This window comes from Rhizobacter fulvus, from assembly GCF_964020785.1.
The window spans coordinates 1,718,996-1,738,589 of record NZ_OZ224516.1 but is presented as its reverse complement, the minus strand read 5'-3'; the positions used below and the strand labels follow the sequence as shown (position 1 = coordinate 1,738,589).

Below are 19,594 nucleotides of genomic sequence, written 5' to 3'. Positions count from 1 at the left end.
TTAGAGCTTACAACCGCGTGCCGGGTCGGCCAGCGCCTTGACCGCGATCGACCGGTATTCGTTGTTGTTGCCCTTGACCTCGCGCAGGTAGATGTCCTGGACCGGGTTGCCGGCCGGCGAGATCGTGAACTTGCCGCGCGGGCTGTCGACGGTGACCTTGTGCATCGCGGCGGTCAGCGCGTCGCGCTTGCCGAGGTCGCCTTTCACGGCGTTCAGGCCGGCCGCGAGGATCTGCGCGGCGTCGTAGCCCTGCACCGCGTAGACGTCGGCATTGGCCTTGTAGGTCAGCGCGAAGGCCTTGCGGAACGCGTTGTTGCGCGGCGTGTCGAGGTTGTCGGCGTAGTGCAGCGTGGTCAGCATGCCCTGCGCGGCGGCGCCTTGCGCCTCGAGCGTGCCGTCGGTCAGGAAACCCGGGCCGTACAGCGGGATGGTCTTGTTCAGGCCCGCGGCGGCGTAGTCCTTGACGAACTTGACCGCGCCGCCGCCAGCGAAGAAGGCGTAGACCACGTCCGGCTTCTGCGCCGCGATCTCGGTCAGCAGGGCCTGGAACTCGACGCCGGGGAAGGGCAGGTTCATGTCCTTGACGACCTTGCCGCCGCCCTTCTCGAAGGCCTCGGTGAAGCCCTTCACCGACTCGGCGCCGGCCGCGTAGTTCCAGGTGATCGTCATCGCGCGCTTGGCGCCCTTGTCGGCCGCGACCTTGCCCATCGCGTAGGCCGGCTGCCAGTTCGAGAACGAGCTGCGCACGATGTTGGCCGCGCACATCGGGCCGGTGATCGCGTCGGCGCCGGCGTTCGGGATGATCAGCAGCGTGTTGTTGTCCTTGGCGGCCTTGGCCATCGCCAGCGCCACGCCCGAGTGCACGGTGCCGACGAGCACGTCGACGTTGTCGCGCTTGATCAGCTTGTTGACGTTGTCGGTGCCCTTGGACGGCTCGGATTCATCGTCGACCTTGAAATACTGGATCTCGCGCCCGCCGAGCTTGCCGCCCTGCTCCTGCACGTAGAGCTTGAAGCCGCTCTCGATCATGTTGCCCAGGCTGGCGTAGGTGCCGGTGTACGGCAGCATGAAGCCGACCTTGATGGGACCGGTCGCCTGGGCGTGCGCGGCGAGGGAGACCAGGCCCAGGGCGGCGGACGCGAGGAGGGCTTTGGCGGTGACGTGCATGGGGTTCTCCGAGCTCAGGGGGTTGGATGTTCGTGGATGAATCGCGCGGCTTGCGAGGCCAGCAGCGCCGGTTGATCCCGGTGCGGCGAGTGTCCGCATTTCGGGATCACGAGCAAGCGGGTTTTCGGCAGTCGGGCTTGGATGCCGCGGATCTGCGCGAGTGTGCCGTACTCGTCGTCCTCGCCTTGCACCGCCAGCACGGGGCAGGTGATGGTGTCGAGCTCGGCGCGGATGTCCCAGTCGCGGAACGCCGGAGCCAGCCAGATGTCGTTCCAGCCTCGGAACGCGGAGTCGGGATCGGCGTGGTAGCGCGCCAGGCGCGCGCGCAGGTCGGTGGTCTCGTAGGCGGTGCGCGCCTGCTCGATGCTCGCGATCGACGCGTCCTCGACCAGGATGTGCGGGGCCACGACGACGATGCCGGCAACGTCGAACTTCGCGGCGTGCAGCAGCGCGATCGAGCCGCCGTCGCTGTGGCCGAACAGCCAGGGGCAGGTGATCTGCAACTGTGCGAACAGCAGGGGCAGGACCTCGTGCGCCTGGGCGTGCATGAACGCGGGCGTCCAGCGCTCGTCGGCCGGCCGGGGCGTCGACCCGCCGTAGCCGTAGCGCGAGAACACCAGCCCGCGCAGGCTGTGCTCGGTGCACATGCGCTCGGGGAAATCCTTCCACATCGCCACCGACCCCAGGCCCTCGTGCAGGAAGACGACCGGCGGCTGCGCCGCCGCCGCGTCACCAACCCACTGGTACTCGAGCCGAAGCGGCTGGCCGCGCCAGTCGAGCTGCGCGAAGCGGATGGCCTCGGCGCTCACTTCGGTGCGCGCGCGCTGGCGTTCGCCACGTCCCGCAGGCGGAAGCGCTGGATCTTGCCGGTGGCGGTCTTGGGCAGTTCGTCGATGAACTCGATCACGCGCGGGTACTTGTACGCGGCCAGCCGGTCCTTGACGAAGGCCTTCAGCGTCGCCTCGTCGACCTCGGTAGCGCCCGGCTTGCGCACGACGCAGGCCTTGGTCTTGGTCAGCCCGTCGGAATCCTCGAAGCCGATCACCGCGCACTCGAGGACCGCCGGGTGCTGCATCAGCGTCGCCTCGACCTCGAACGGCGACACGTAGACGCCGCTCACCTTCAGCATGTCGTCGCTGCGGCCGGCATACACGTAGCAGCCGCGGGCGTCGATCGAGTACTTGTCGCCCGTCTTGGTCCACTCGCCCTGGAAGGTCGCGCGCGACTTGTCACGCTGCGCCCAGTACATCAGCGCCGAACTCGGGCCGGCCACGTACAGGTCGCCGATCTCGCCCGGCTGGGCCTCCTGGCCGCCCTCGTCGACCAGCTTCAGCTTGTAGCCCGGCACCACCTGACCGGTGCTGCCGTACTGCACCTGGCCCGGGCGATTCGACAGGAAGATGTGCAGCATCTCGGTCGAGCCGAGTCCGTCGACGATCTCGCAGCCGAAGTGCGCGGTGAAGCGCTCGCCGATCTCGCGCGGCAGCGCCTCGCCGGCCGACGAGCACAGGCGCAAGCGCACCTGTGCCTTTGCCGGCAGGTCTGGCGCGGCCAGCATGCCCGCGTAGCCCGTGGGCGCGCCGAAGAACACCGTGACGCCGTGGTCGACCCAGCGCTTGAAGACGGCCGCCGGCGTGGGCCGCTCGGCCATCAGAACCGTCGTTGCGCCCACGCTCATCGGGAAGGTCAGCGCGTTGCCCAGCCCGTACGCGAAGAACAGCTTGGCCGCCGAGAAGCCGACGTCGGACTCGCGCAGGCCGAGCACCGGCGTGCCGTACAGCGCCGCGGTCCAGTACAGGTTGGCGTGGGTGTGCACCGTGCCCTTCGGCCTCCCGGTCGAGCCCGAGGAGTAGAGCCAGAAGCCGATGTCGTCGCCGCGCGTGTCGGCCGCCGCGGCCAGCGGCGGCGCCTCCAGCAGCTGCGCGAAGGCGTGCGTGCCCGCGGGCGCGTCTCCAGCGCCGGAGACGATCACCGGGATCGACGAGCCCGCCAGCGCCGCCTGCAGCGTCGGCCACAGCGCGCGCGACACCAGCAGCGCCTGCGCGCCGCAGTGCTCGAGCATGAAGCCGTAATCGTCGGCGGTCAGCAGCGTGTTGACCGGCACGGGGACGATGCCGGCGTACAGCGCGCCCAGGAACGCGGTCGGAAAGTCGACGCTGTCGTGCATCACCATCAGCACGCGCTCTTCGCGCTTCAGCCCGAGGGCGCGCAAGCCGGCCGCGCAGCGGCGCACCCGGTCGGCCAGCGCGCCATAGCTCACGCGCTGCTGGTCGTCGATGTAGGCGATCTTGTCGCTGCGCGCCACGTTCAGCGCCAGCAAGTGCGCGGCAGCGTTGAAACGGTCTGGCGGCGGCGCGACCGACGAGGTAGCCTCGGGGCTGTCTGAGTGCAGCGTCACGTCGGACTCGATGTAATATGTTGCATGTCAATTGCACTATAGCGCCGATCATTCCGCCTGACCTCCACGCAAACCCGAAGACCGCCGCCTTGGACCTTTCCGAATCCCACGACCGCGCGGACGCCGACGACCGCGATCCGTTCCTCGCCGCGCTCGGTGAACGCACCCGTGCATTGCGGGCTCGCCGCGGGCTCACGCGCAAGGGGCTCGCGAAGGCGGCCGACGTCTCGGAGCGGCATCTCGCGAACGTCGAGATGGGCGTGGGCAACGCCTCCGTTCAGTTTCTGCGGCAGATGGCGCAGGCGCTGAACTGTTCGCTGGCCGAACTGGTCGGCGACGAGACCGCCAGTTCGCCCGAGTGGCTGATGATCCGCGCGCTGCTGCGCGGCCGCAGCGAGGCCGACCTGGTGCGCGCCCGGGCCGCGCTCGCCGCGCTGTTCGACGAGTCGCCGAGCCCGTCGGCGCGGCGCGAGCGGATCGCGCTGATCGGCCTGCGCGGTGCCGGGAAGAGCACGCTGGGCCGCGCGCTGGCCGAGGGCTGGGGCGTGCCGTTCATCGAGCTGAACCGCGGCATCGAGGCGTTGGCCGGCTGCACGCTCCCGGAGATCCACTCGCTGTATGGCCCGATCGCCTACCGACGCTACGAGCGCCGGGCAATGGAGGAGGCCATCGCCCGCCATCCGCGCGCCGTGATCGCGACGCCGGGCGGCATCGTCTCCGACCCCGGCACCTTCAACCTGCTGCTTGCCAACTGCTACACCGTGTGGGTGCGTGCCACGCCCGAGGAACACATGAGCCGCGTCCTCGCGCAGGGCGACACGCGCCCGATGGCCGGCAATGTCGGCAATGCCGAGGCGATGAACGACCTGCGCCGCATCCTCGAGAGCCGCGCCGCGTTCTACTCGAAGGCCGACACGGTCTTCGACAGCAGCGACATGAGCCCCGCCGAGGCGGTCGCCGCGCTGCGCGAGCAACTGACGACCGCGCTCGCCGGCTAGCCTGCGGCGCAATATATTGCATTGCGGGGGTGCTGGCCCGCAAAACGCGCCGCCTACAATCCCGCCCGCAGTCGCCAGGCTGAACCACAAGACAACAACAGGAGATACGCATGACACGCTCGGCTCGCCGCCAGTTCCTGACCCAGGCCTCGGCCCTCACCGCGGGCACGCTCGCCTCCTCGATGGTCGGCAGCGCCGCGTTCGCGCAAGGCGCGGAGTTCAAGATGAAGTTCGCGAGCAACCTGCCGGCGATCCATCCGCTGAACGTGCGCATGAAGGAAGCCGCCGAGGCGATCCTGAAGGAGTCCGGCGGGCGTGTCGACATCCAGGTGTTCCCGAACAACCAGCTGGGCTCGGACACCGACATGCTCTCGCAGGTGCGTTCGGGCGCGATCGACTTCTTCACGCTGTCGGGCCTGATCCTGTCGACGCTGGTGCCGGTCGCGTCGATCAACGGCATCGGCTTCGCGTTCAAGGACTACGAGCAGGTCTGGGCCGCGATGGACGGCGATCTCGGCGCCCACGTGCGCGGCGCGATCGGCAAGGCCGGCCTGGTCGCGTTCGACAAGATCTGGGACAACGGCTTCCGCCAGATCACCAGCTCGAGCAAGCCGATCACCAAGCCCGAGGACCTGAAGGGCTTCAAGATCCGCGTGCCGGTCAGCCCGCTGTGGACCTCGATGTTCAAGGCGCTCGACGCCTCGCCGGCCAGCATCAACTTCAGCGAGGTGTATTCGGCCCTGCAGACCAAGATCGTCGAAGGCCAGGAGAACCCGCTCGCGATCATCCAGACCGCCAAGCTGTACGAAGTGCAGAAGTTCTGCTCGTTCACCAACCACATGTGGGACGGCTTCTGGTTCCTCGCCAACGGCAAGATGTGGGAGAAGCTGCCGGCCGACCTGAAGGCGATCGTCACCAAGCACATCAACGCCGCGGCGCTCGCCGAGCGCAACGACGTGCGCCGCCTGAACAACACTGTCGAGGTCGAGCTCAAGGTCAAGGGCCTGACCTTCAACGCGGTCGACACCACCGCGTTCCGCGGCACGCTGAAGAAGGCCGGCTTCTACAAGGACTGGAAGGCCAAGTACGGCGCCGACGCCTGGGCCATCCTCGAGAAGTACTCGGGCAAGCTGGAGTAGGGCGTCGTGTCGTCGACCGCGTCCCGCGCTCGACGGGGGCTCGACAGGGGCATCGGCTGGGCGAGCGAAGTCCCGGCCGCCATCCTCGTGACGCTCGAGATCGGCGTGCTGCTGGCCGGCGTGATCTCGCGCTACGTGTTCAACGCGCCGCTGACCTGGTCCGACGAGCTCGCATCGATCCTGTTCCTGTGGCTCGCGATGCTGGGCGCCGTGATCGCGCTGCGCCGCGGCGAGCACATGCGGCTGTCGACGCTGGTGAACCGGCTCGCACCGCCGCGCCGCGGCTGGGTCGAGCTGGCGGCGCGGCTGGTGGTGATCGCGTTCGTGCTGCAGCTGCTGTGGCCGGCGTACGAGCATTTCGAGATGCAGTGGGACATCCGCACCCCGGCGCTCGAGATCCGCGACGGCCTGCGCGTCGGCGCGATCCTGGTCGTTGCGCTGCTGATGCTGCCGATCGCGGCGCTGCAGATCGCGCGCCACAGCAGCGGCCGGCAGATCGCGATCGCCGTCGCGCTGTTCGCCGCGGTCAGCGCGGCCGCGTGGTTCGCCCGGCCGATGTTCATGCACCTGGGCAACGCGAACCTGCTGATCTTCTTCGTCGGCGTGGTGGCGCTCTGCGTCGCCGCGGGTGTGCCGATCGCGTTCGCGTTCGGGATGTCGACGCTGTCCTACCTGGCGCTGACCACGTCGACGCCGCTGACCATCGTCGTCAGTCGCATGGACGAGGGCATGTCGAGCCTGGTGCTGCTGTCGGTGCCGCTGTTCGTGTTCCTCGGGTTGCTGATCGAGATGACCGGCGTCGCCAAGGCGATGGTCGACTTCCTCGCGTCGCTGCTCGGCCACGTGCGCGGCGGCCTGGCCTACGTGCTGATCGGCGCGATGTATCTGGTCTCCGGCATCTCCGGCTCCAAGGCGGCGGACATGGCCGCCGTCGCCCCCGCGTTGTTCCCCGAGATGAAACGCCGCGGCGCGCAGGACGGGCGGCTGATCGCGCTGCTGTCGTCGTCGGGCGCGATGTCCGAGACGATCCCGCCGAGCCTGGTGCTGATCACGATCGGCTCGGTCACCGGCGTGTCGATCGCCGCGCTGTTCACCGGCGGGCTGCTGCCGGCGCTGGTCGGTGCGCTGGCGTTGTGCGTGGTGGTCTGGTTCCACAACCGCCATGAAGACCTGTCGGGCGTTGTGCGCGCCGATCGCCGCACCATCCTGAAGACGTTAATCGTCGCGCTGCCGGCGCTGGCGCTGCCGTTCGTGATCCGCACCGTGGTCGTCGAAGGCGTCGCGACCGCGACGGAGGTCTCGACCGTCGGCATCGCCTACACCGTGCTGGTCGGCCTGTTCGTCTACCGCCGCTTCCACTGGCAGCGGCTGTACCCGATGCTGATCGAGACCGCCTCGCTGTCCGGCGCGATCCTGTTCATCATCGGCTGCGCGACGGCGATGGCCTGGGCGCTCACCCAGTCCGGCTTCTCGCGCGACCTGGCCGCGTTCATGCAGGGCGTGCCGGGCGGCGCGGCCGGCTTCATGGCGATCTCGGTCGTCGCGTTCGTGATCCTCGGCAGCGTGCTCGAGGGCATCCCGGCGATCGTGCTGTTCGGCCCGCTGCTGTTCCCGATCGCGCGCGCCGTCGGCATTCATGAGGTGCACTACGCGATGGTGGTGATCTTCGCGATGGGCCTGGGCCTGTTCGCGCCGCCGTTCGGCGTCGGCTTCTACGCGGCGTGTGCGATCGGCCGGGTCGACCCGGATCGGGCGGTCGCACATGTGTGGCCGTACCTCGGCGCGCTGTTCGTCGCACTGATCGGGATCGCGGCGTGGCCGTGGTTGTCGATCGGGTTTCTGTGAGTCGGGCTGTTCAGGTCCTGGATTCGCGCTCGAGGATGGCCTTGGCATCTTCGAACCCGACCGGTGCGGAGGTGTGCTCGTGAATGATGCGCAGAACATGACCACTCGCCTGAAGTACCCAGGTGATGCGGTTCTGCATCTCCTTCAGCGCGCGGCCGTCGGCTGAGACGCCTGCGTAGGTCACGACGGCGCTCATCGAGGCGAAGCCCTGCTCGCCCGCGATCTTCACGTCCTGGAACGTGACCCTGACACGCTCGTCCCCCAGCGACGAAAACCAGCCTTCGACAGCCACCCGCCACGCCGCAGCCCCCTCGTATGACCAGATGCCCCAGGTGTCGAACACGCGGACGTCGGGGTCGTACAGGTGCATGAACGTCTCGACGTTCTTCGCCAGTACGGCGGACTGGTACGTGTCGAGCGCGCGCTGCACCTGCTTCTCGGTATCACTCATGGTGGGTCTCCGTCGTAAGACCTGGATCGACTTCTTGAATTCAGTCCGAAATTCCCTCGGTCTCTTGCCGTAGAAGTCAGCGCCGCCATTCAGGCCAACAAGCTCACTTCGAAAGAGATCGAGTTCTTCGTCGTATTCGATCCTCGCGTGATACCCATCCGCTTCAATCAAGGGCAAGGGGAGAAACGAAAGACTGTTGACTACCGCGGAAGCCCCTGTAATGGGCAGGCCGCATTGCTGGTGGCCTGAGGGGCGAGGGGCTTCGTCATGAGGACGCTCAAGAAGTTCGTGTGTGGTCGCCAGTCACAGGTGCCGACCTGAGCATAGCCCCAGGACCGGTACATCTCGATCAGATCAGTAGCAGGCTCGGCAGTGTGGAGCGCCATGACTTGGCAACCCTCGAGAACGGCATGTTGCAATGCAGCATCGTGGATGCGCCTTCCGTAGCCCTTACCTTTATGTCCTGGCGCGACGGCAAACTGACCGAACGACCACGTGTACTCGTCGCGCAGGAGCGGAACCTTGGACTCGGGGTCGGGTTTGCTGAGCGTGATTGTGGCGATCAGTTCTCCGTCTACCTCGCCAACGAAGCCGACGCCTCGGGAAAGGCGCCTGGCCGTGTCCTCGACGGACTGGTGGGTTGCCCAATAGCGGAGCCCCTTCAGCGCATGCGGCGCGTAGGCGGCACGAATCAGAGCAGTGAGTGCCACCAGGTCTTCGTTCTCGGCTGTTCTTCGGAAGTGCATGCTGGCACCGTGACTAGTTTTGCAGCCTAACGTGACTCAAGCGGACTGCCGTAGGCGAGGGGTCCGCTTGAAGGAAGGGTTAGGCCGCACTCGGCGATGCGCATACTTAGCGCGGCGTAAGCTCATTGGACAACTGAAGAATGCCCCAAACGACTGCCACCAGTTGGAGAAAGTTGATGAGCAGCGCCGCGGAGTGCACGCGCCGAAAGTTCTCTACGGCTGCCTCCTCACTGGCTTGAATCTTCTCACCCAGGCGCTCCATTGCATGTACGAGTTGTTTGCGCAAGAGTGATGTGATGATGGCGAAGATCGCCGCGCCTATGGCAAAGTAGTAACGGCCCCAAGCTGCATAGCTGATACATGCGCCGAGCGAAGTCCAGAATGCCGCTCGGTAGTACACATTGAAGAAGCTTCGGATGAATCGAGCATCGAGTGGTACGTCGTGCTTGAGGACGAGGAGCGGCAGCCCACCCATCAAGAAGTACGCGGTGGTCACCAAGAGTGCCACGGTAAAGAACAACGCTGCGTACATGATGGGCGGCTACCTGTTGTCCTGGTGATCTTGAACCACGCTCCAGCTGTGCGGCTAACGTAGAGCTAAGCGACATCCCACGGCCTGCCGTGGGACGTCCGCTTGAGCGCCGGGTTGGGCCCGTACGGTGAATGCCGCGCAGACCTTGACTGGAAGACCACCTTCGCCTTCAAGAATTCGCCCTCGCAAGCAGCCGAAGGAATGCGATGGCCCAGGACGATAGCCGCGCTCTGCGCGCGAGCTCAGCAATTTGGAAAAAAGTGACGACCGTTGCATGAGGACTCTCGGTTGCTCTTTGCCCAACGTGATATGGACGGAATGGTTTGCCGCCAATTGTTTGGCCTGATTCGTTCTCGATTCATCGCGCTCCCTCTGCCAACTTCCCTCGATGGAGGGGTCGCCTTTGCATTCACCATACGGTGTCGTCCTTCTCATCGGGGCCGACTAGAAATCTTGGGATGTCCGCGCCTCGAGGCACTGCGGCATTTTGCATTCACGGTCGTTGAAATGTCGCGCGACTTTCGGCGTCCAGTCAATCTTGTCGGCGATGCCTGTCTGCGCAATCTGGAAACTTTCGGCGACGCGATGCGCCCGCATCGTCGATCGGCCTGGTCGCCTCAGGAAAAATGCAGGCCGTCGACCCGCACCCACGGCAGCACCCACCCACCCGTGTCGATGCGCTCGGCGCTCACCGCCTGCACGTCGCGCAGCATCTGCGCGACGTTGCCGGAGATCATCGTCTCGGCCAGCGCCCCGCCGACGCGGCCGTGGTCGATCGCGAAGCTGTTCTTGATCACGCCGGAGAAGTCGCCGCTCGCAGCCGGCCGGCCCATCGACAGGCGATCGACCAGCGCACCGCGCGGCACCGCGGCGATCAGCGCGTCGCGTGATGTGGTCCCCGCCGCCATGTCCCAGCCTTCCATCGCGAGCGCGACGTGCGGCAACCCGGTCTTGCGGCTGCCGTACAGGCTCGGCGTCAGGCACCGCAGCCGCCCCTGCGCAATCAGCTCGACCGGCGCCGCGACGAACGCGTCGGCGGTCAGCGGTGACACGCCCGGCGCGTCGGTGCGGTGCCGCAGGTTGAGCAGTGGTGAGGCGACGAGCCGGCCGACCGCGTCGCGGTAGACCGAGCTCCCGTCGATCAGCGCCTGGTCGCCGAGCTGCCCGAGCAGCCAGCCGACCAGGTCGGCCATCGCCTTCGGCGTCAGCACCACGCCGCCGACGAAGCGCTCGCCGATGCGTTCGGTGTGCGTCTGCTTTGGCAGTGACTGCAGCAGGTCGTCGATGCCGAAGCGCGCGATCAGCGGCGCATCGGCCAGGCTGTCGCAGTTGCCGCCGGCGTAGTTGAACGAGCTCGCCTGCGTGCCGTCGCGCGCCAGCCCGAAGACGCCGGCATCGAACCAGTGGATTTCGCAGGCCAGGTCAGTGCCCGCGCTCGTCAGCGTGCTGACCCAGCTGCTGTTGTGCGCGACCGCCATCTCCTCGAGCATCACGCTCGGTGCTTCGCGCTCGCGGAAGGCGAGCAGCGCGCCGGTCGCATCGGCCAGCTCGGCGAGTTCGGCCTGCGCGCGGCCGCGCACGATGCGCGCGTGCCGGCCGGCCGAGACGGCGTTGGCTTCGTCCTGCGGTGCCGAAGCGACGCTGTCCCACAGGCTGCGCACGGTCGCCCGCAGCTGCTCCTCGCCGATCTCGCTGGCGTCGGTCGCGGCGCGGCGGCCGTCGAGCAGGCCGACCAGCTGCAGCCGATGCGTGTCGGTGCTGCGCAGCAGGCTCGCCTCGTTGTGGGCGACGCAGACCTCGCTGCGCCGCTGCCGGGTCACGCTGACCTGCGCGCCGTCGAAGCCCTGCGCGCGCATCAGCGCGATCAGGCGCTGCGCGGTGTCGGCCGGCGCCACCCCCACGGGCGCGCTCATTCGCCCCCCAGGTGTGCGCGGGTGCGCAGCGCCGGGCCGCCCATCGAGACGATCATCGGCTGCTTCTTGCCGCAGTAGCCGGAGCAGTCCCAGACCATGTCGTCGCTGACCGCGTCGACGCTGCTGAGCACCTTGAGCGCCGAGCCGGAAACCGTGGTGTTGCGCACCGCGCGGCCCAGCTTGCCGCCGCGGATCTCGTAGGCCAGCGTCACGCCGAACATGAATTCGGTGGTCGAGTCGGCCTGGCCGTTGCTGGTCTTCATCAGCAGGTAGCCGTCGTCGACGCCCGCGATCATCTCGGCGAGCTTCGACGTGCCGGGCAGGATCACGGTATTGCGCATGCGCACCAGCGGCTCGTCGTTGGGGTTGTAGGCGCGCGCGTTGCCGGTGGCGGCCTCGCCGAGGCGCGCCGCGGTCTCGCGGCTGTGCATGAAGCCGGTGAGGCGGCCGCGGTCGATCATCGTCACGTCGCGTGCCGGCGTGCCCTCGTCGTCGACATAGACCGGCGCCATCGCCTCCTCGCCGTTCCAGGTGTGGGCGATATCGAGCATCGTCACCAGCTCGCTCGCGACCTGCTGGCCGGCCAGCGACGCGGTCACCGCGCCGCCGAGCACCGCGTCGGCCTCGCACGGGTGGCCCATCGCCTCGTGCGCCAGCATGCCGGCCAGCTCGGGCGCGAGCACCACCGTCTGCTGGCCGCCGCGCGAGGCGACCGCGTGGCGCTTGGCCTGCAGGTGCTCGTGGGCGCGCGCGAGCAGCGGCGCCAGCGTCTCGAGCGACCAGTCGAGATCCGCCAGGCTGCCCTTGCACGAGCGCAGCAGGTCGACCTCGATCGGCGCGCCGCTGTCGTCCTCGGCGCCGAGCACGATGCCGCAGAACGCGCGCTGGATGCTCGCGAGCGACTCGCCGCCGGCCGCGGTGCGCAGCTGCTTGGTGTGGTGCTCGTCGCCGATCAGCAGGCGTGTCGCGCGCAGCCCCGGGTAGTGCTGCAGGCAATGGGCGTGCAGCGCGGCCAGGCGCTCGTTGCACTCGGTCGCCGAGAGCGGCGCGCGCCCGGCGAACACATGCTCGCCACGGTACGGCTCCGACGCCATCGCGAGCGCGCGGCGCGGCCCGAAGCGGGCCATCGCGCGGGCGTTCGCCAAGGCCTCGTGCTGCACGCGCTCGCGCTGGCCCGCGCCTTCGAGCGGCGCGGACGCGAAGCCCCAGTAGCCGTCGACATAGGCCCGCGCGCTCAGGCCCTGCTGGACAGTGCGCAGGTTGCCGGTCAGATGCCCGTCGACCATCTGCATGCGCGTCTTGCGCAGCTCGTGGTGGCGGGTCTCGAGTTCGCGGGCGGCGAGGGTCGTGGTCATGGGCCGATCCAGTGCGGCGCGCGCGCCGGTCGGGCCATCATACGGACCGGCGCGCGACCGCGAGCGCGCATTCCGGGTGGTGCGCTACGGCATCTTCGCGGCCGCCGCCTTGATCGCCTCGCGGATCCGGCCGTAGGTGCCGCAGCGGCACATGTTCTCGATCGCGTCGATGTCGGCGTCGGTCGGGCTCTTGGTGCGGCTGAGCAGGTCGACCGCGGCCATGATCTGGCCGGGCTGGCAGAAGCCGCACTGCGGCACGTCGCGGTCGAGCCAGGCCTGCTGCACCGGGTGCAGCACGTCGCCGGTGGCCAGGCCCTCGATCGTCGTGACCTTCTTGCCGGCGACCGAGGCCACGCTGGTCACGCAGGTGGTCGTCGCCTTGCCGTTGACCAGGCAGGTGCAGGCCTTGCACACGTTGGTGCCGCAGCCGTACTTGGGGCCGGTGATGCCGAGCTTGTCGCGCAGCACCCAGAGCAGCGCCAGGTCGCCCGGCGCATCGACGTTGACGGCCTTGCCGTTGACGGTGAAGGATTGGTTGGGCATGTGAGGCTCCTCAGGACAGGAAGACGGGCACGGCGATCTGGCCGGGGGCGACCGGCGTGTAGGCCGGCTGGGCATTGAGCGGGAACTTGCGCGGCTTGATGCCGGTGGCGCGCGCGTACGCGTTCGCGATCGCGCCCGAGTTGGCCGACAGGCCGACCTCGCCGAGGCCGCCGATCGCATCGCCCTTGTTCGGCATGATGATGATCTGCACGTTCTTCGGGTAGTCCTTCATCTTCGTGAAGCGGTAGTTCGCGTAGCTCGATTCGATCGGCAGGCCGGCCTTGATCGTCAGGCCGGCGTTGAGCACCAGCGCGATCGATTCGGCCAGGCCGCCCTGCAGCTGCGCCTCGATGCCCGACGGGTTGATCGGCTTGCCGACGTCGATCGCGATCACCGCGCGGGTGACCTTGGCGTTGGTCGGGTCGGTCGCGTCGATCTCGACCAGCGACGCGGTGAACGAGCGCGATTCCATGTGCACCGCGATGCCCTGCGCGCAGCCGGCCGGCATCGCGCGGCCCCAGTTGCCGGCGGCGGCCACCGCCTTCAGCACCGCACGGGCGCGTTCGACGCGCAGGTACTCGAGGCGGAACGCGAGCGGGTCCTTGCCGAGCTTGCGCGCGATCTCGTCGACGATGATCTCCTCGACGCTGCGTGCCGGCTGAATGTGCACCGAGCGGTACGACACGGTGTTCATGTTGATCGCCACCGGCGTCAGCACCTTCGTGCTGACGCCGAAGTTGTACGGCGACGACACCATCGTCTTGAAGAAGAACTCCTCGTAGCCGAGGTTGCCGACGGTCTGCTGCACCAGCGGCGGCAGCGAGCCGCCGGCGGCGGTGGTGATCTCGCCGTAGCCGTGGCGGGCGTCCAGGCGCACCGCGGCGACGCGCTGCTCGTAGCTGATCACCTGCCCGAGCAGCACGGTCGCGCGCACCTTGTGGTACTGCGGCGGACGCAGCCGCGTCTGGCGGGTGTCGTCGGTGCGGTGGTACATCAGCTTGCAGGCGCGGCCGGTGATCTTCGAGACCTGCGCTGCGACCTGCACCGGGTCCCAGAACAGCCGGCGGCCGAACGAGCCGCCCGACGGCACGACGTGCACCGTGACCTTGTCGGCCGGCAGGCCGAGATCGATCGCGATCGCCTGCTTGGTGATGATCGGCGTCTGCAGCCCGGCCCAGATCTCGGCGCGGTCGCTGCGCACGTCGGCGATCGCGCATTCGACCTCAAGCGGGCAATGGGTTGCGGCCGCGAACTGGAACTCGCCCTCGACCGTGACCGAACCGAGCGGCGGCAGCGCGAACGGCAGGATCGCCGACTTCAGCGTCGCCTGGATCGAGGCGTCGGACTGGCCGGCGAGCGGGCCGTTGCCCCAGGTGATGTCGAGCGCCGCGGCGGCCGCGTAGGCCTGGCCGAAGGTCTCGGCCATCACCGCGACGCCGGGCGGGTTCGGCACGATCGTGCCGCCGCTCGCGATGACGACGACCGCGATCACGCCGGGCATGCCGCTGACGGTGTTCAGGTTGTTGACGCTGACGACCGTGCCGCGGATCTGCGACGGCATGCGCAGCATCGTCGGCTTGGCGTTCGGCACGTCCTGGTCGAGCGTGAACTTCTTCTTGCCGGTGACGATGTCGCGCGCGTCGAGCCGCCCCGAGCGCACGCCGATCACCTTGTACTGCGACGCGCTCTTCGGCACCACGCCGGTCGGCAGCGGCAGCGCCGCGGCGGCCGCGGTCAGCGAGCCATAGGTCGCGGTGCGTCCGTCCGGCGCGATCACGACGCCGGCCACGACCGTCAGCCCGACGGTCGAGATGCCCCACTGCTGCGCCGCGGCGGCCAGCAGCCGGGCGCGCGCGCCGGCCGCGATCAGCGGCAGCGCCGCGTCGAAGCAGCGCACCGCGGCCGAGCCGCCGGAAATCTGGTTGAACACGAGTTCGGGCCGCGCGTCGGCGGCGGTCACGTCGACCATGCTCAGCGGCACGTCGAGTTCCTCGGCGATCATCATTCCGCAGGCGGTGGCGATGCCCTGGCCGGATTCCAGTCGGGGCAGGTCGAGCGAGACGCGACCGTCGGTGCCGACGGCGACCTTCACCAGCGGCATTGTCGGCAGCGCGGTCTGCACCAGCGAATCGCCGACGTCGTAGTAGTCGACCGTGTCGGGCGGCGTCAGCGGCAGTGGCAGCGCCATCGCGTCCGACGAGGCGGCGAGGTTGACGCCGAAGCCGGCGGCGACCGTCATCACGGGGGCCGACATGGCATAGGCCAGCAGGCTGCGGCGGCGCAGCGGCAGCGACGTGTCCGCCGGCGCGCTCGCGGGCGCCGGGTCGGCGCTCGTCTCGAGTTCGTTCATCGTTGTCTCCTGTTGTGGTGAGGGTGCGCGACGATGTTGCCGAGAAGGCCCGGCCAAGGTTGTCTTTGCGACGACATCTCTGACAAGCGTTTCCGATTGCATCCAATCGGCCCGCTCGCGCGTACGCGAGCAGTGGAGGAGGACAAACCCCATGCAGACGCTGGAGACGATGCTGCGCGCGAGCCTGTGGGCCGCGACGCTGACGCCCGACGAACTCGACCGCGTGGTGCGCGAGTCGCACGAACGCCGCATCCCGGTGGGCGGCAGCGCGATCCGCTGCGGCGCGCCGGCCGATCAGTGGATCGGCGTGATCGAAGGGCTGGTGAAGATGTCGGTGTCGCAGCGCGACGGCCGGTTGTCGACCTTCACCGGCGTCACCGCCGGCGGCTGGGCCGGCGAAGGCTCGCTGTTGCGGCCGGGCATCTGGCGCTACGACGGTGTCGCAGTTCGGGACACCCGGATCGCCTGCGTCCCGCGCCACACCTTCGAACGGCTGGTCTCGACCAGCCTGCCGTTCAACCGGTTTCTTCTGTCACACATCAACGCGCGGTTGAGCCTGTTCATCGGCCTGGTCGAGTTCGACCGGTTGCTCGGGCCCGATGCCCGGGTCGCGCGCTGCCTGGCGAGCCTGTTCGATCCCGACCTGTACCCGCAGGCCGGTTCGTACGTTCAGCTCAGCCAGGAGGAGATCGGGCTGCTGTCGTCGGTCTCGCGCCAGCGCACCAACCAGGCGCTGCACACGCTGGAGCGCGCCGGGCTGCTGCGCGTCGAATTCGGCGGCGTGATCGTGCTCGACCTGCCGGCGCTGCGCGCCTACAGCGGGGGCGCGCCGCCGCGCGGCGTCTGCGACATGAAGACGCCGCTTCCCGGCGAACGGGGCCGCGCGCTCTAGGGTTTTCCCCGCAGAGCCGCACGTCAATCTCCGTGGCGATTCGATGCCGCGGCTCTGAGCGCGTCGCTCAGGTGCGCAGGGGAAGCTCGACGGTGCCGGCCAACGCGACCTGGGTGATGCGTTCGGCGCTCGCGACAATCACCGCGTGTCGGGCGCTCGCCGCGACGCGGGCCAGCGCCGCCCACAGGCAGCGGATCGACGGTGCATCGAGGCCGCCGGTCGGCTCGTCCAGCAGCACCAGCGGCCGGCCCGAGGCGAGCGCGGCGGCCAGCCACACCTTGCGCTTCGAGCCGGTCGACAGCATGAAGAGCGGCTTGTCGAGATGCGGCCCGAGCGCGAAGCCGGCGACGAGTTCATCCCAGCGCGCGGGGTCGAACGCGGCATCGCCGTCGCCGAGCATCGCGGTCGCCGCGCGCGCGGTCACCTGGTCGAGCGCGTCGGTCGCGGGCTCGCAGAAGAAGCGTTGGCGACGGTAGGCCGTGGCATCGGCATCGAGCGCGACGCCATTCAACGTCAACCGGCCCGCCGCCGCATGCAGGCCCGCGAGCGCGCGCAACACCGTCGTCTTGCCGCTGCCGGTGTCGCCGTGCAGCAGCGTCACGCCCGGCCCGATCGCGGCCGTCCAATGCGCGACCAGCGGCGCCGAGCCTTGGTGCGCGACGCTCAGAACGTCGATGCGCAGGATCGCGTCGGCCGCTTTGCGGGTCATCGCGCCGGTTGCTGATACGTCTTGATCACCGCCGCATCGTCCAGCTCCGCCCAGCCGCGCGCCACCGTCTCGCGCAGCCGCGCGAGCGCCGCGTCGCCGAGCGGCGTCGCGTGGTCGACGCCGGCGGCCAGCGCGGTCGCCAGGCCCATGTCCTTGGTCAGGATGTGGGCCGCGGCGCGCGGCGGCGTGTAGTCCTCGTCGAGCGCGCGCGCCATCCGGTCCTCGAACACCCACGACGCGCCGCTGGACGCGCGGATCAGGTCGTACATCGCGCGCGGGTCGAGCCCGAGCTTCGCGCTCAGCGCCAGCGCCTCGGCGCCCGCGACGAGGTTGACGCCCGCCAGCAGGTTGTTGACGAGCTTGGCCTTGGCCGCGTCGCCGATCGCTTCGCCAACGACGAAGCGCTTCTCGGCCAGGTCGGCCAGCACCGCCTGCCACGGGGCCAGCGTGACAGACGGCGCGGCGATCATCATGCTCATCGCACCGGCCCGCGCACGCACCGGCCCGCCGGAGATCGGTGCATCGACGCAGGCGAGGCCGTGCGCGGCCAGCTGGGCCGCGAAGCGCACGGTGTCCTGCGGCGCGATCGTCGAGCACAGCACGACGGTGCGGGCGCCGGCGGAAGCGTGGATCACGCCATCCGCGCCGAACAGGACCTCGTCGATCTGCGCGGCGTTGACGACGATGACGAACACGATGTCGGTCGCCGCGGCGAGTTCGCGCGGCGACGCGCACACCGTGATGCCGGCGGCACGCGCCTGCACATCGGCCTCGGGCCGCACGTCGCGCGACCAGACGGCATGGCCGCGCTCTCGCAGCCGGTGCGCCATCGCCATCCCCATCGCGCCCACGCCGATCAGGCCGATGCGCGGGCTCGCCGGGTGGGCAGGGGTGGTGGTCATCGCGGGCCTTGTCGAAAGTGAACGGGAAGGGCGCACAGGCGTTGTGCGCTGCACCAACAAAGTCCTCCTCGCCGGTGCATCGCCGCGAGTTTAGGCGCGCCGCCCCGGGCCGGACGCTGGCACATCGATTGCATAGGACTCCTGCGAAGGTCAACGGCGATCTTCGACATGGACATGGAAGGCCCGCGCCAACGCCGGCCGGCCTTCCATCGCTCCCGGCGCATTCCGCCCATTCCGATCGTTCTGTCGGCCTGGTGACGGCCCTCTTGGCGCCCTCGACCCGACCCGATTCATCTCGCGCTGACGCCAGGGCATGGCCCCGACGCGGCAGCGCCGCGCACCGCTTCTTCTTCGACCTTCACGAGACCTGCCCATGACTTCGACGATCTCGACCCCGCCCCCGGCTCCCGTGCCCGATCTCCGTCGCCGCAGCCTGATCCGGGCCGCGGCCGCGGCCAGCGCCGCCGGCCTCGTGCCCGGCCTGCACACCGCCGTCTACGCACAGGGCTCCGACAAGCCCGAGAAGGAGGAAGTGAAGATCGGCTTCATCCCGCTGACCGATTGCGCGTCGGTGGTGATGGCCTCGGTGCTCGGCTTCGACAAGAAATACGGCGTCAAGATCATCCCGACCAAGGAGGCCTCGTGGGCCGGCGTGCGCGACAAGCTCGTCAACGGCGAGCTCGACATGGCGCACGTGCTGTACGGCCTGATCTACGGCGTGCACCTCGGCACCGCCGGTCCGAAGAAGGACATGGCCGTTCTGATGAGCCTGAACAACAACGGCCAGGCCATCACCCTGTCGAAGGCGCTCGCGGACAAGGGCGCGGTCGACGGTCCGTCGCTCGCCAGGCTGATGGCCAGGGAGAAGCGCGAGTACACCTTCGCCGGCACCTTCCCGACCGGCACCCACACGATGTGGATCCACTACTGGCTCGCCGCCTCCGGCATCAACCCGCTGAGCGGCGCCAAGCTGATCACCGTGCCGCCGCCGCAGATGGTGGCGAACATGCGCGTCGGCAACATGGACGGCTTCTGCGTCGGCGAGCCGTGGAACCAGCGCGCGATCATCGACGGCATCGGCGTCACCGCGATCACCACGCAGGACATCTGGAAGGACCACCCGGAGAAGACGCTCGGCACCACCGCCGACTTCGTCAAGAAGCATCCCAACACCTGTCGCGCCGTGATGATGGCCGTGCTGGAGGCGGGCCGCTGGATCGACGCGAGCCTGGCCAACAAGATGAAGATGGCCGACACCGTCGCCGAGAAGAGCTACATCAACACGAGTGCCGACGCGATCAACCAGCGCATCCTCGGCCGCTACCAGAACGGCCTGGGCAAGACCTGGGACGACCCGAACCACATGAAGTTCTTCAACGACGGCGCGGTCAACTTCCCGTACCTGTCCGATGGCATGTGGTTCCTGACCCAGCACAAGCGCTGGGGCCTGATGAAGGAACACCCCGACTACCTCGCGGTCGCCAGGCAGGTGAACCAGATCGAGCTCTACAAGCAGGCGGCCGGTGCGCTGAAGATCAGCGTGCCCAAGGACCCGATGCGTTCCAGCAAGCTGATCGACGGCGTGGTCTGGGACGGCAAGGACCCGAAGAAGTACGCCGACAGTTTCGCGATCAAGGCCTGAGGAGTCGCCAAC

At 68.7% G+C, this 19,594-nt stretch carries 17 protein-coding genes; 5 read left to right on the top strand and 12 right to left on the bottom strand.

Going from position 1 to position 19,594, the window contains the following annotated elements:
* From ACWH49_RS08305 to ACWH49_RS08295, 3 genes are read right to left on the bottom strand one after another with little or no spacing between them, the layout of a single operon-like run.
* A complete protein-coding gene (locus tag ACWH49_RS08305) occupies positions 1-1,167 on the bottom strand; it encodes an ABC transporter substrate-binding protein (protein ID WP_448171027.1) in 1,167 nt (388 codons plus the stop codon).
* A gap of 14 nt (positions 1,168-1,181) precedes the next feature.
* Positions 1,182-1,976, bottom strand: coding sequence for an alpha/beta fold hydrolase (locus ACWH49_RS08300; RefSeq protein WP_448171026.1), 795 nt, complete (start codon positions 1,974-1,976; stop codon positions 1,182-1,184).
* Entirely contained in the window at positions 1,973-3,565 is a 1,593-nt protein-coding gene (locus ACWH49_RS08295; protein WP_448171025.1) for a benzoate-CoA ligase family protein, read from the bottom strand. Before ACWH49_RS08295 ends, ACWH49_RS08300 begins: the two co-directional genes overlap by 4 nt.
* An 89-nt stretch (positions 3,566-3,654) precedes the next feature.
* On the opposite strand from ACWH49_RS08295, the gene ACWH49_RS08290 reads away from it, so the two are divergent.
* The 3 genes from ACWH49_RS08290 (at position 3,655) to ACWH49_RS08280 (ending at position 7,547) form a co-directional block, all read left to right on the top strand.
* Positions 3,655-4,563, top strand: a complete 909-nt coding sequence (locus tag ACWH49_RS08290; protein ID WP_448171024.1) for a helix-turn-helix transcriptional regulator — start codon at positions 3,655-3,657, stop codon at positions 4,561-4,563.
* A gap of 110 nt (positions 4,564-4,673) precedes the next feature.
* Positions 4,674-5,702: a TRAP transporter substrate-binding protein gene (locus ACWH49_RS08285; RefSeq protein WP_448171023.1), complete on the top strand. Its 1,029-nt coding sequence runs from the start codon at positions 4,674-4,676 to the stop codon at positions 5,700-5,702.
* Positions 5,703-5,708: 6 nt separating this feature from the next.
* Positions 5,709-7,547, top strand: a complete 1,839-nt coding sequence (locus ACWH49_RS08280; RefSeq protein WP_448171022.1) for a TRAP transporter large permease — start codon at positions 5,709-5,711, stop codon at positions 7,545-7,547.
* 10 nt (positions 7,548-7,557) lie between these two features.
* Here the strand turns inward: ACWH49_RS08280 and ACWH49_RS08275 are convergent, their stop codons facing one another.
* The 7 genes from ACWH49_RS08275 to ACWH49_RS08245 all read right to left on the bottom strand — a co-directional run bounded on the left by ACWH49_RS08275 (position 7,558) and on the right by ACWH49_RS08245 (position 15,437).
* A complete protein-coding gene (locus ACWH49_RS08275; RefSeq protein ID WP_448171021.1) occupies positions 7,558-7,998 on the bottom strand; it encodes a YybH family protein in 441 nt (146 codons plus the stop codon).
* 200 nt (positions 7,999-8,198) lie between these two features.
* Positions 8,199-8,744, bottom strand: a complete 546-nt coding sequence (locus ACWH49_RS08270) for a GNAT family N-acetyltransferase (protein WP_448171020.1) — start codon at positions 8,742-8,744, stop codon at positions 8,199-8,201.
* Between the two features lie 106 nt (positions 8,745-8,850).
* Positions 8,851-9,276: a hypothetical protein gene (locus tag ACWH49_RS08265; RefSeq protein WP_448171019.1), complete on the bottom strand. Its 426-nt coding sequence runs from the start codon at positions 9,274-9,276 to the stop codon at positions 8,851-8,853.
* Positions 9,277-9,893: 617 nt separating this feature from the next.
* Positions 9,894-11,189 (bottom strand): metallopeptidase TldD-related protein, encoded by a 1,296-nt coding sequence (locus tag ACWH49_RS08260; protein ID WP_448171018.1) that lies wholly within the window; start codon positions 11,187-11,189, stop codon positions 9,894-9,896.
* The gene (locus ACWH49_RS08255) at positions 11,186-12,544 is read right to left on the bottom strand and encodes a TldD/PmbA family protein (RefSeq protein ID WP_448171017.1); all 1,359 of its coding nucleotides are present in this window, start codon (positions 12,542-12,544) and stop codon (positions 11,186-11,188) included. The genes ACWH49_RS08260 and ACWH49_RS08255 overlap by 4 nt, the downstream gene beginning before the upstream one ends.
* 84 nt (positions 12,545-12,628) lie before the next feature.
* Positions 12,629-13,087: a (2Fe-2S)-binding protein gene (locus tag ACWH49_RS08250; protein ID WP_056466076.1), complete on the bottom strand. Its 459-nt coding sequence runs from the start codon at positions 13,085-13,087 to the stop codon at positions 12,629-12,631.
* A gap of 10 nt (positions 13,088-13,097) precedes the next feature.
* The gene (locus ACWH49_RS08245; protein WP_448171016.1) at positions 13,098-15,437 is read right to left on the bottom strand and encodes a molybdopterin cofactor-binding domain-containing protein; all 2,340 of its coding nucleotides are present in this window, start codon (positions 15,435-15,437) and stop codon (positions 13,098-13,100) included.
* Positions 15,438-15,588: 151 nt separating this feature from the next.
* On the opposite strand from ACWH49_RS08245, the gene ACWH49_RS08240 reads away from it, so the two are divergent.
* On the top strand, positions 15,589-16,329 hold the full coding sequence (locus ACWH49_RS08240) for a Crp/Fnr family transcriptional regulator (RefSeq protein WP_448171015.1): 741 nt from the start codon (positions 15,589-15,591) through the stop codon (positions 16,327-16,329).
* A gap of 67 nt (positions 16,330-16,396) precedes the next feature.
* On the opposite strand, the gene ACWH49_RS08235 is transcribed toward ACWH49_RS08240, so the two are convergent.
* Positions 16,397-17,038, bottom strand: a complete 642-nt coding sequence (locus ACWH49_RS08235; RefSeq protein WP_448171014.1) for an ABC transporter ATP-binding protein — start codon at positions 17,036-17,038, stop codon at positions 16,397-16,399.
* Positions 17,035-17,940: an NAD(P)-dependent oxidoreductase gene (locus ACWH49_RS08230; RefSeq protein ID WP_448171013.1), complete on the bottom strand. Its 906-nt coding sequence runs from the start codon at positions 17,938-17,940 to the stop codon at positions 17,035-17,037. Before ACWH49_RS08230 ends, ACWH49_RS08235 begins: the two co-directional genes overlap by 4 nt.
* A 373-nt stretch (positions 17,941-18,313) precedes the next feature.
* Here ACWH49_RS08230 and ACWH49_RS08225 point away from each other — a divergent pair, with 373 nt between their 5' ends.
* The gene (locus ACWH49_RS08225; protein ID WP_448171012.1) at positions 18,314-19,582 is read left to right on the top strand and encodes a CmpA/NrtA family ABC transporter substrate-binding protein; all 1,269 of its coding nucleotides are present in this window, start codon (positions 18,314-18,316) and stop codon (positions 19,580-19,582) included.
* Positions 19,583-19,594 lie beyond the last annotated feature (12 nt).

What these genes read in the sequence shown, in the direction of transcription:
- ACWH49_RS08305 (WP_448171027.1), bottom strand. Translation starts at nt 1,167, where the DNA reads ATGCACGTCACCGCCAAAGCCCTCCTCGCGTCCGCCGCCCTGGGCCTG.
- ACWH49_RS08285 (WP_448171023.1), top strand. Translation starts at nt 4,674, where the DNA reads ATGACACGCTCGGCTCGCCGCCAGTTCCTGACCCAGGCCTCGGCCCTC.
- ACWH49_RS08275 (WP_448171021.1), bottom strand. Translation starts at nt 7,998, where the DNA reads ATGAGTGATACCGAGAAGCAGGTGCAGCGCGCGCTCGACACGTACCAG.
- ACWH49_RS08270 (WP_448171020.1), bottom strand. Translation starts at nt 8,744, where the DNA reads ATGCACTTCCGAAGAACAGCCGAGAACGAAGACCTGGTGGCACTCACT.
- ACWH49_RS08265 (WP_448171019.1), bottom strand. Translation starts at nt 9,276, where the DNA reads ATGTACGCAGCGTTGTTCTTTACCGTGGCACTCTTGGTGACCACCGCG.
- ACWH49_RS08260 (WP_448171018.1), bottom strand. Translation starts at nt 11,189, where the DNA reads ATGAGCGCGCCCGTGGGGGTGGCGCCGGCCGACACCGCGCAGCGCCTG.
- ACWH49_RS08255 (WP_448171017.1), bottom strand. Translation starts at nt 12,544, where the DNA reads ATGACCACGACCCTCGCCGCCCGCGAACTCGAGACCCGCCACCACGAG.
- ACWH49_RS08250 (WP_056466076.1), bottom strand. Translation starts at nt 13,087, where the DNA reads ATGCCCAACCAATCCTTCACCGTCAACGGCAAGGCCGTCAACGTCGAT.
- ACWH49_RS08245 (WP_448171016.1), bottom strand. Translation starts at nt 15,437, where the DNA reads ATGAACGAACTCGAGACGAGCGCCGACCCGGCGCCCGCGAGCGCGCCG.
- ACWH49_RS08240 (WP_448171015.1), top strand. Translation starts at nt 15,589, where the DNA reads ATGCAGACGCTGGAGACGATGCTGCGCGCGAGCCTGTGGGCCGCGACG.
- ACWH49_RS08235 (WP_448171014.1), bottom strand. Translation starts at nt 17,038, where the DNA reads ATGACCCGCAAAGCGGCCGACGCGATCCTGCGCATCGACGTTCTGAGC.
- ACWH49_RS08230 (WP_448171013.1), bottom strand. Translation starts at nt 17,940, where the DNA reads ATGACCACCACCCCTGCCCACCCGGCGAGCCCGCGCATCGGCCTGATC.
- ACWH49_RS08225 (WP_448171012.1), top strand. Translation starts at nt 18,314, where the DNA reads ATGACTTCGACGATCTCGACCCCGCCCCCGGCTCCCGTGCCCGATCTC.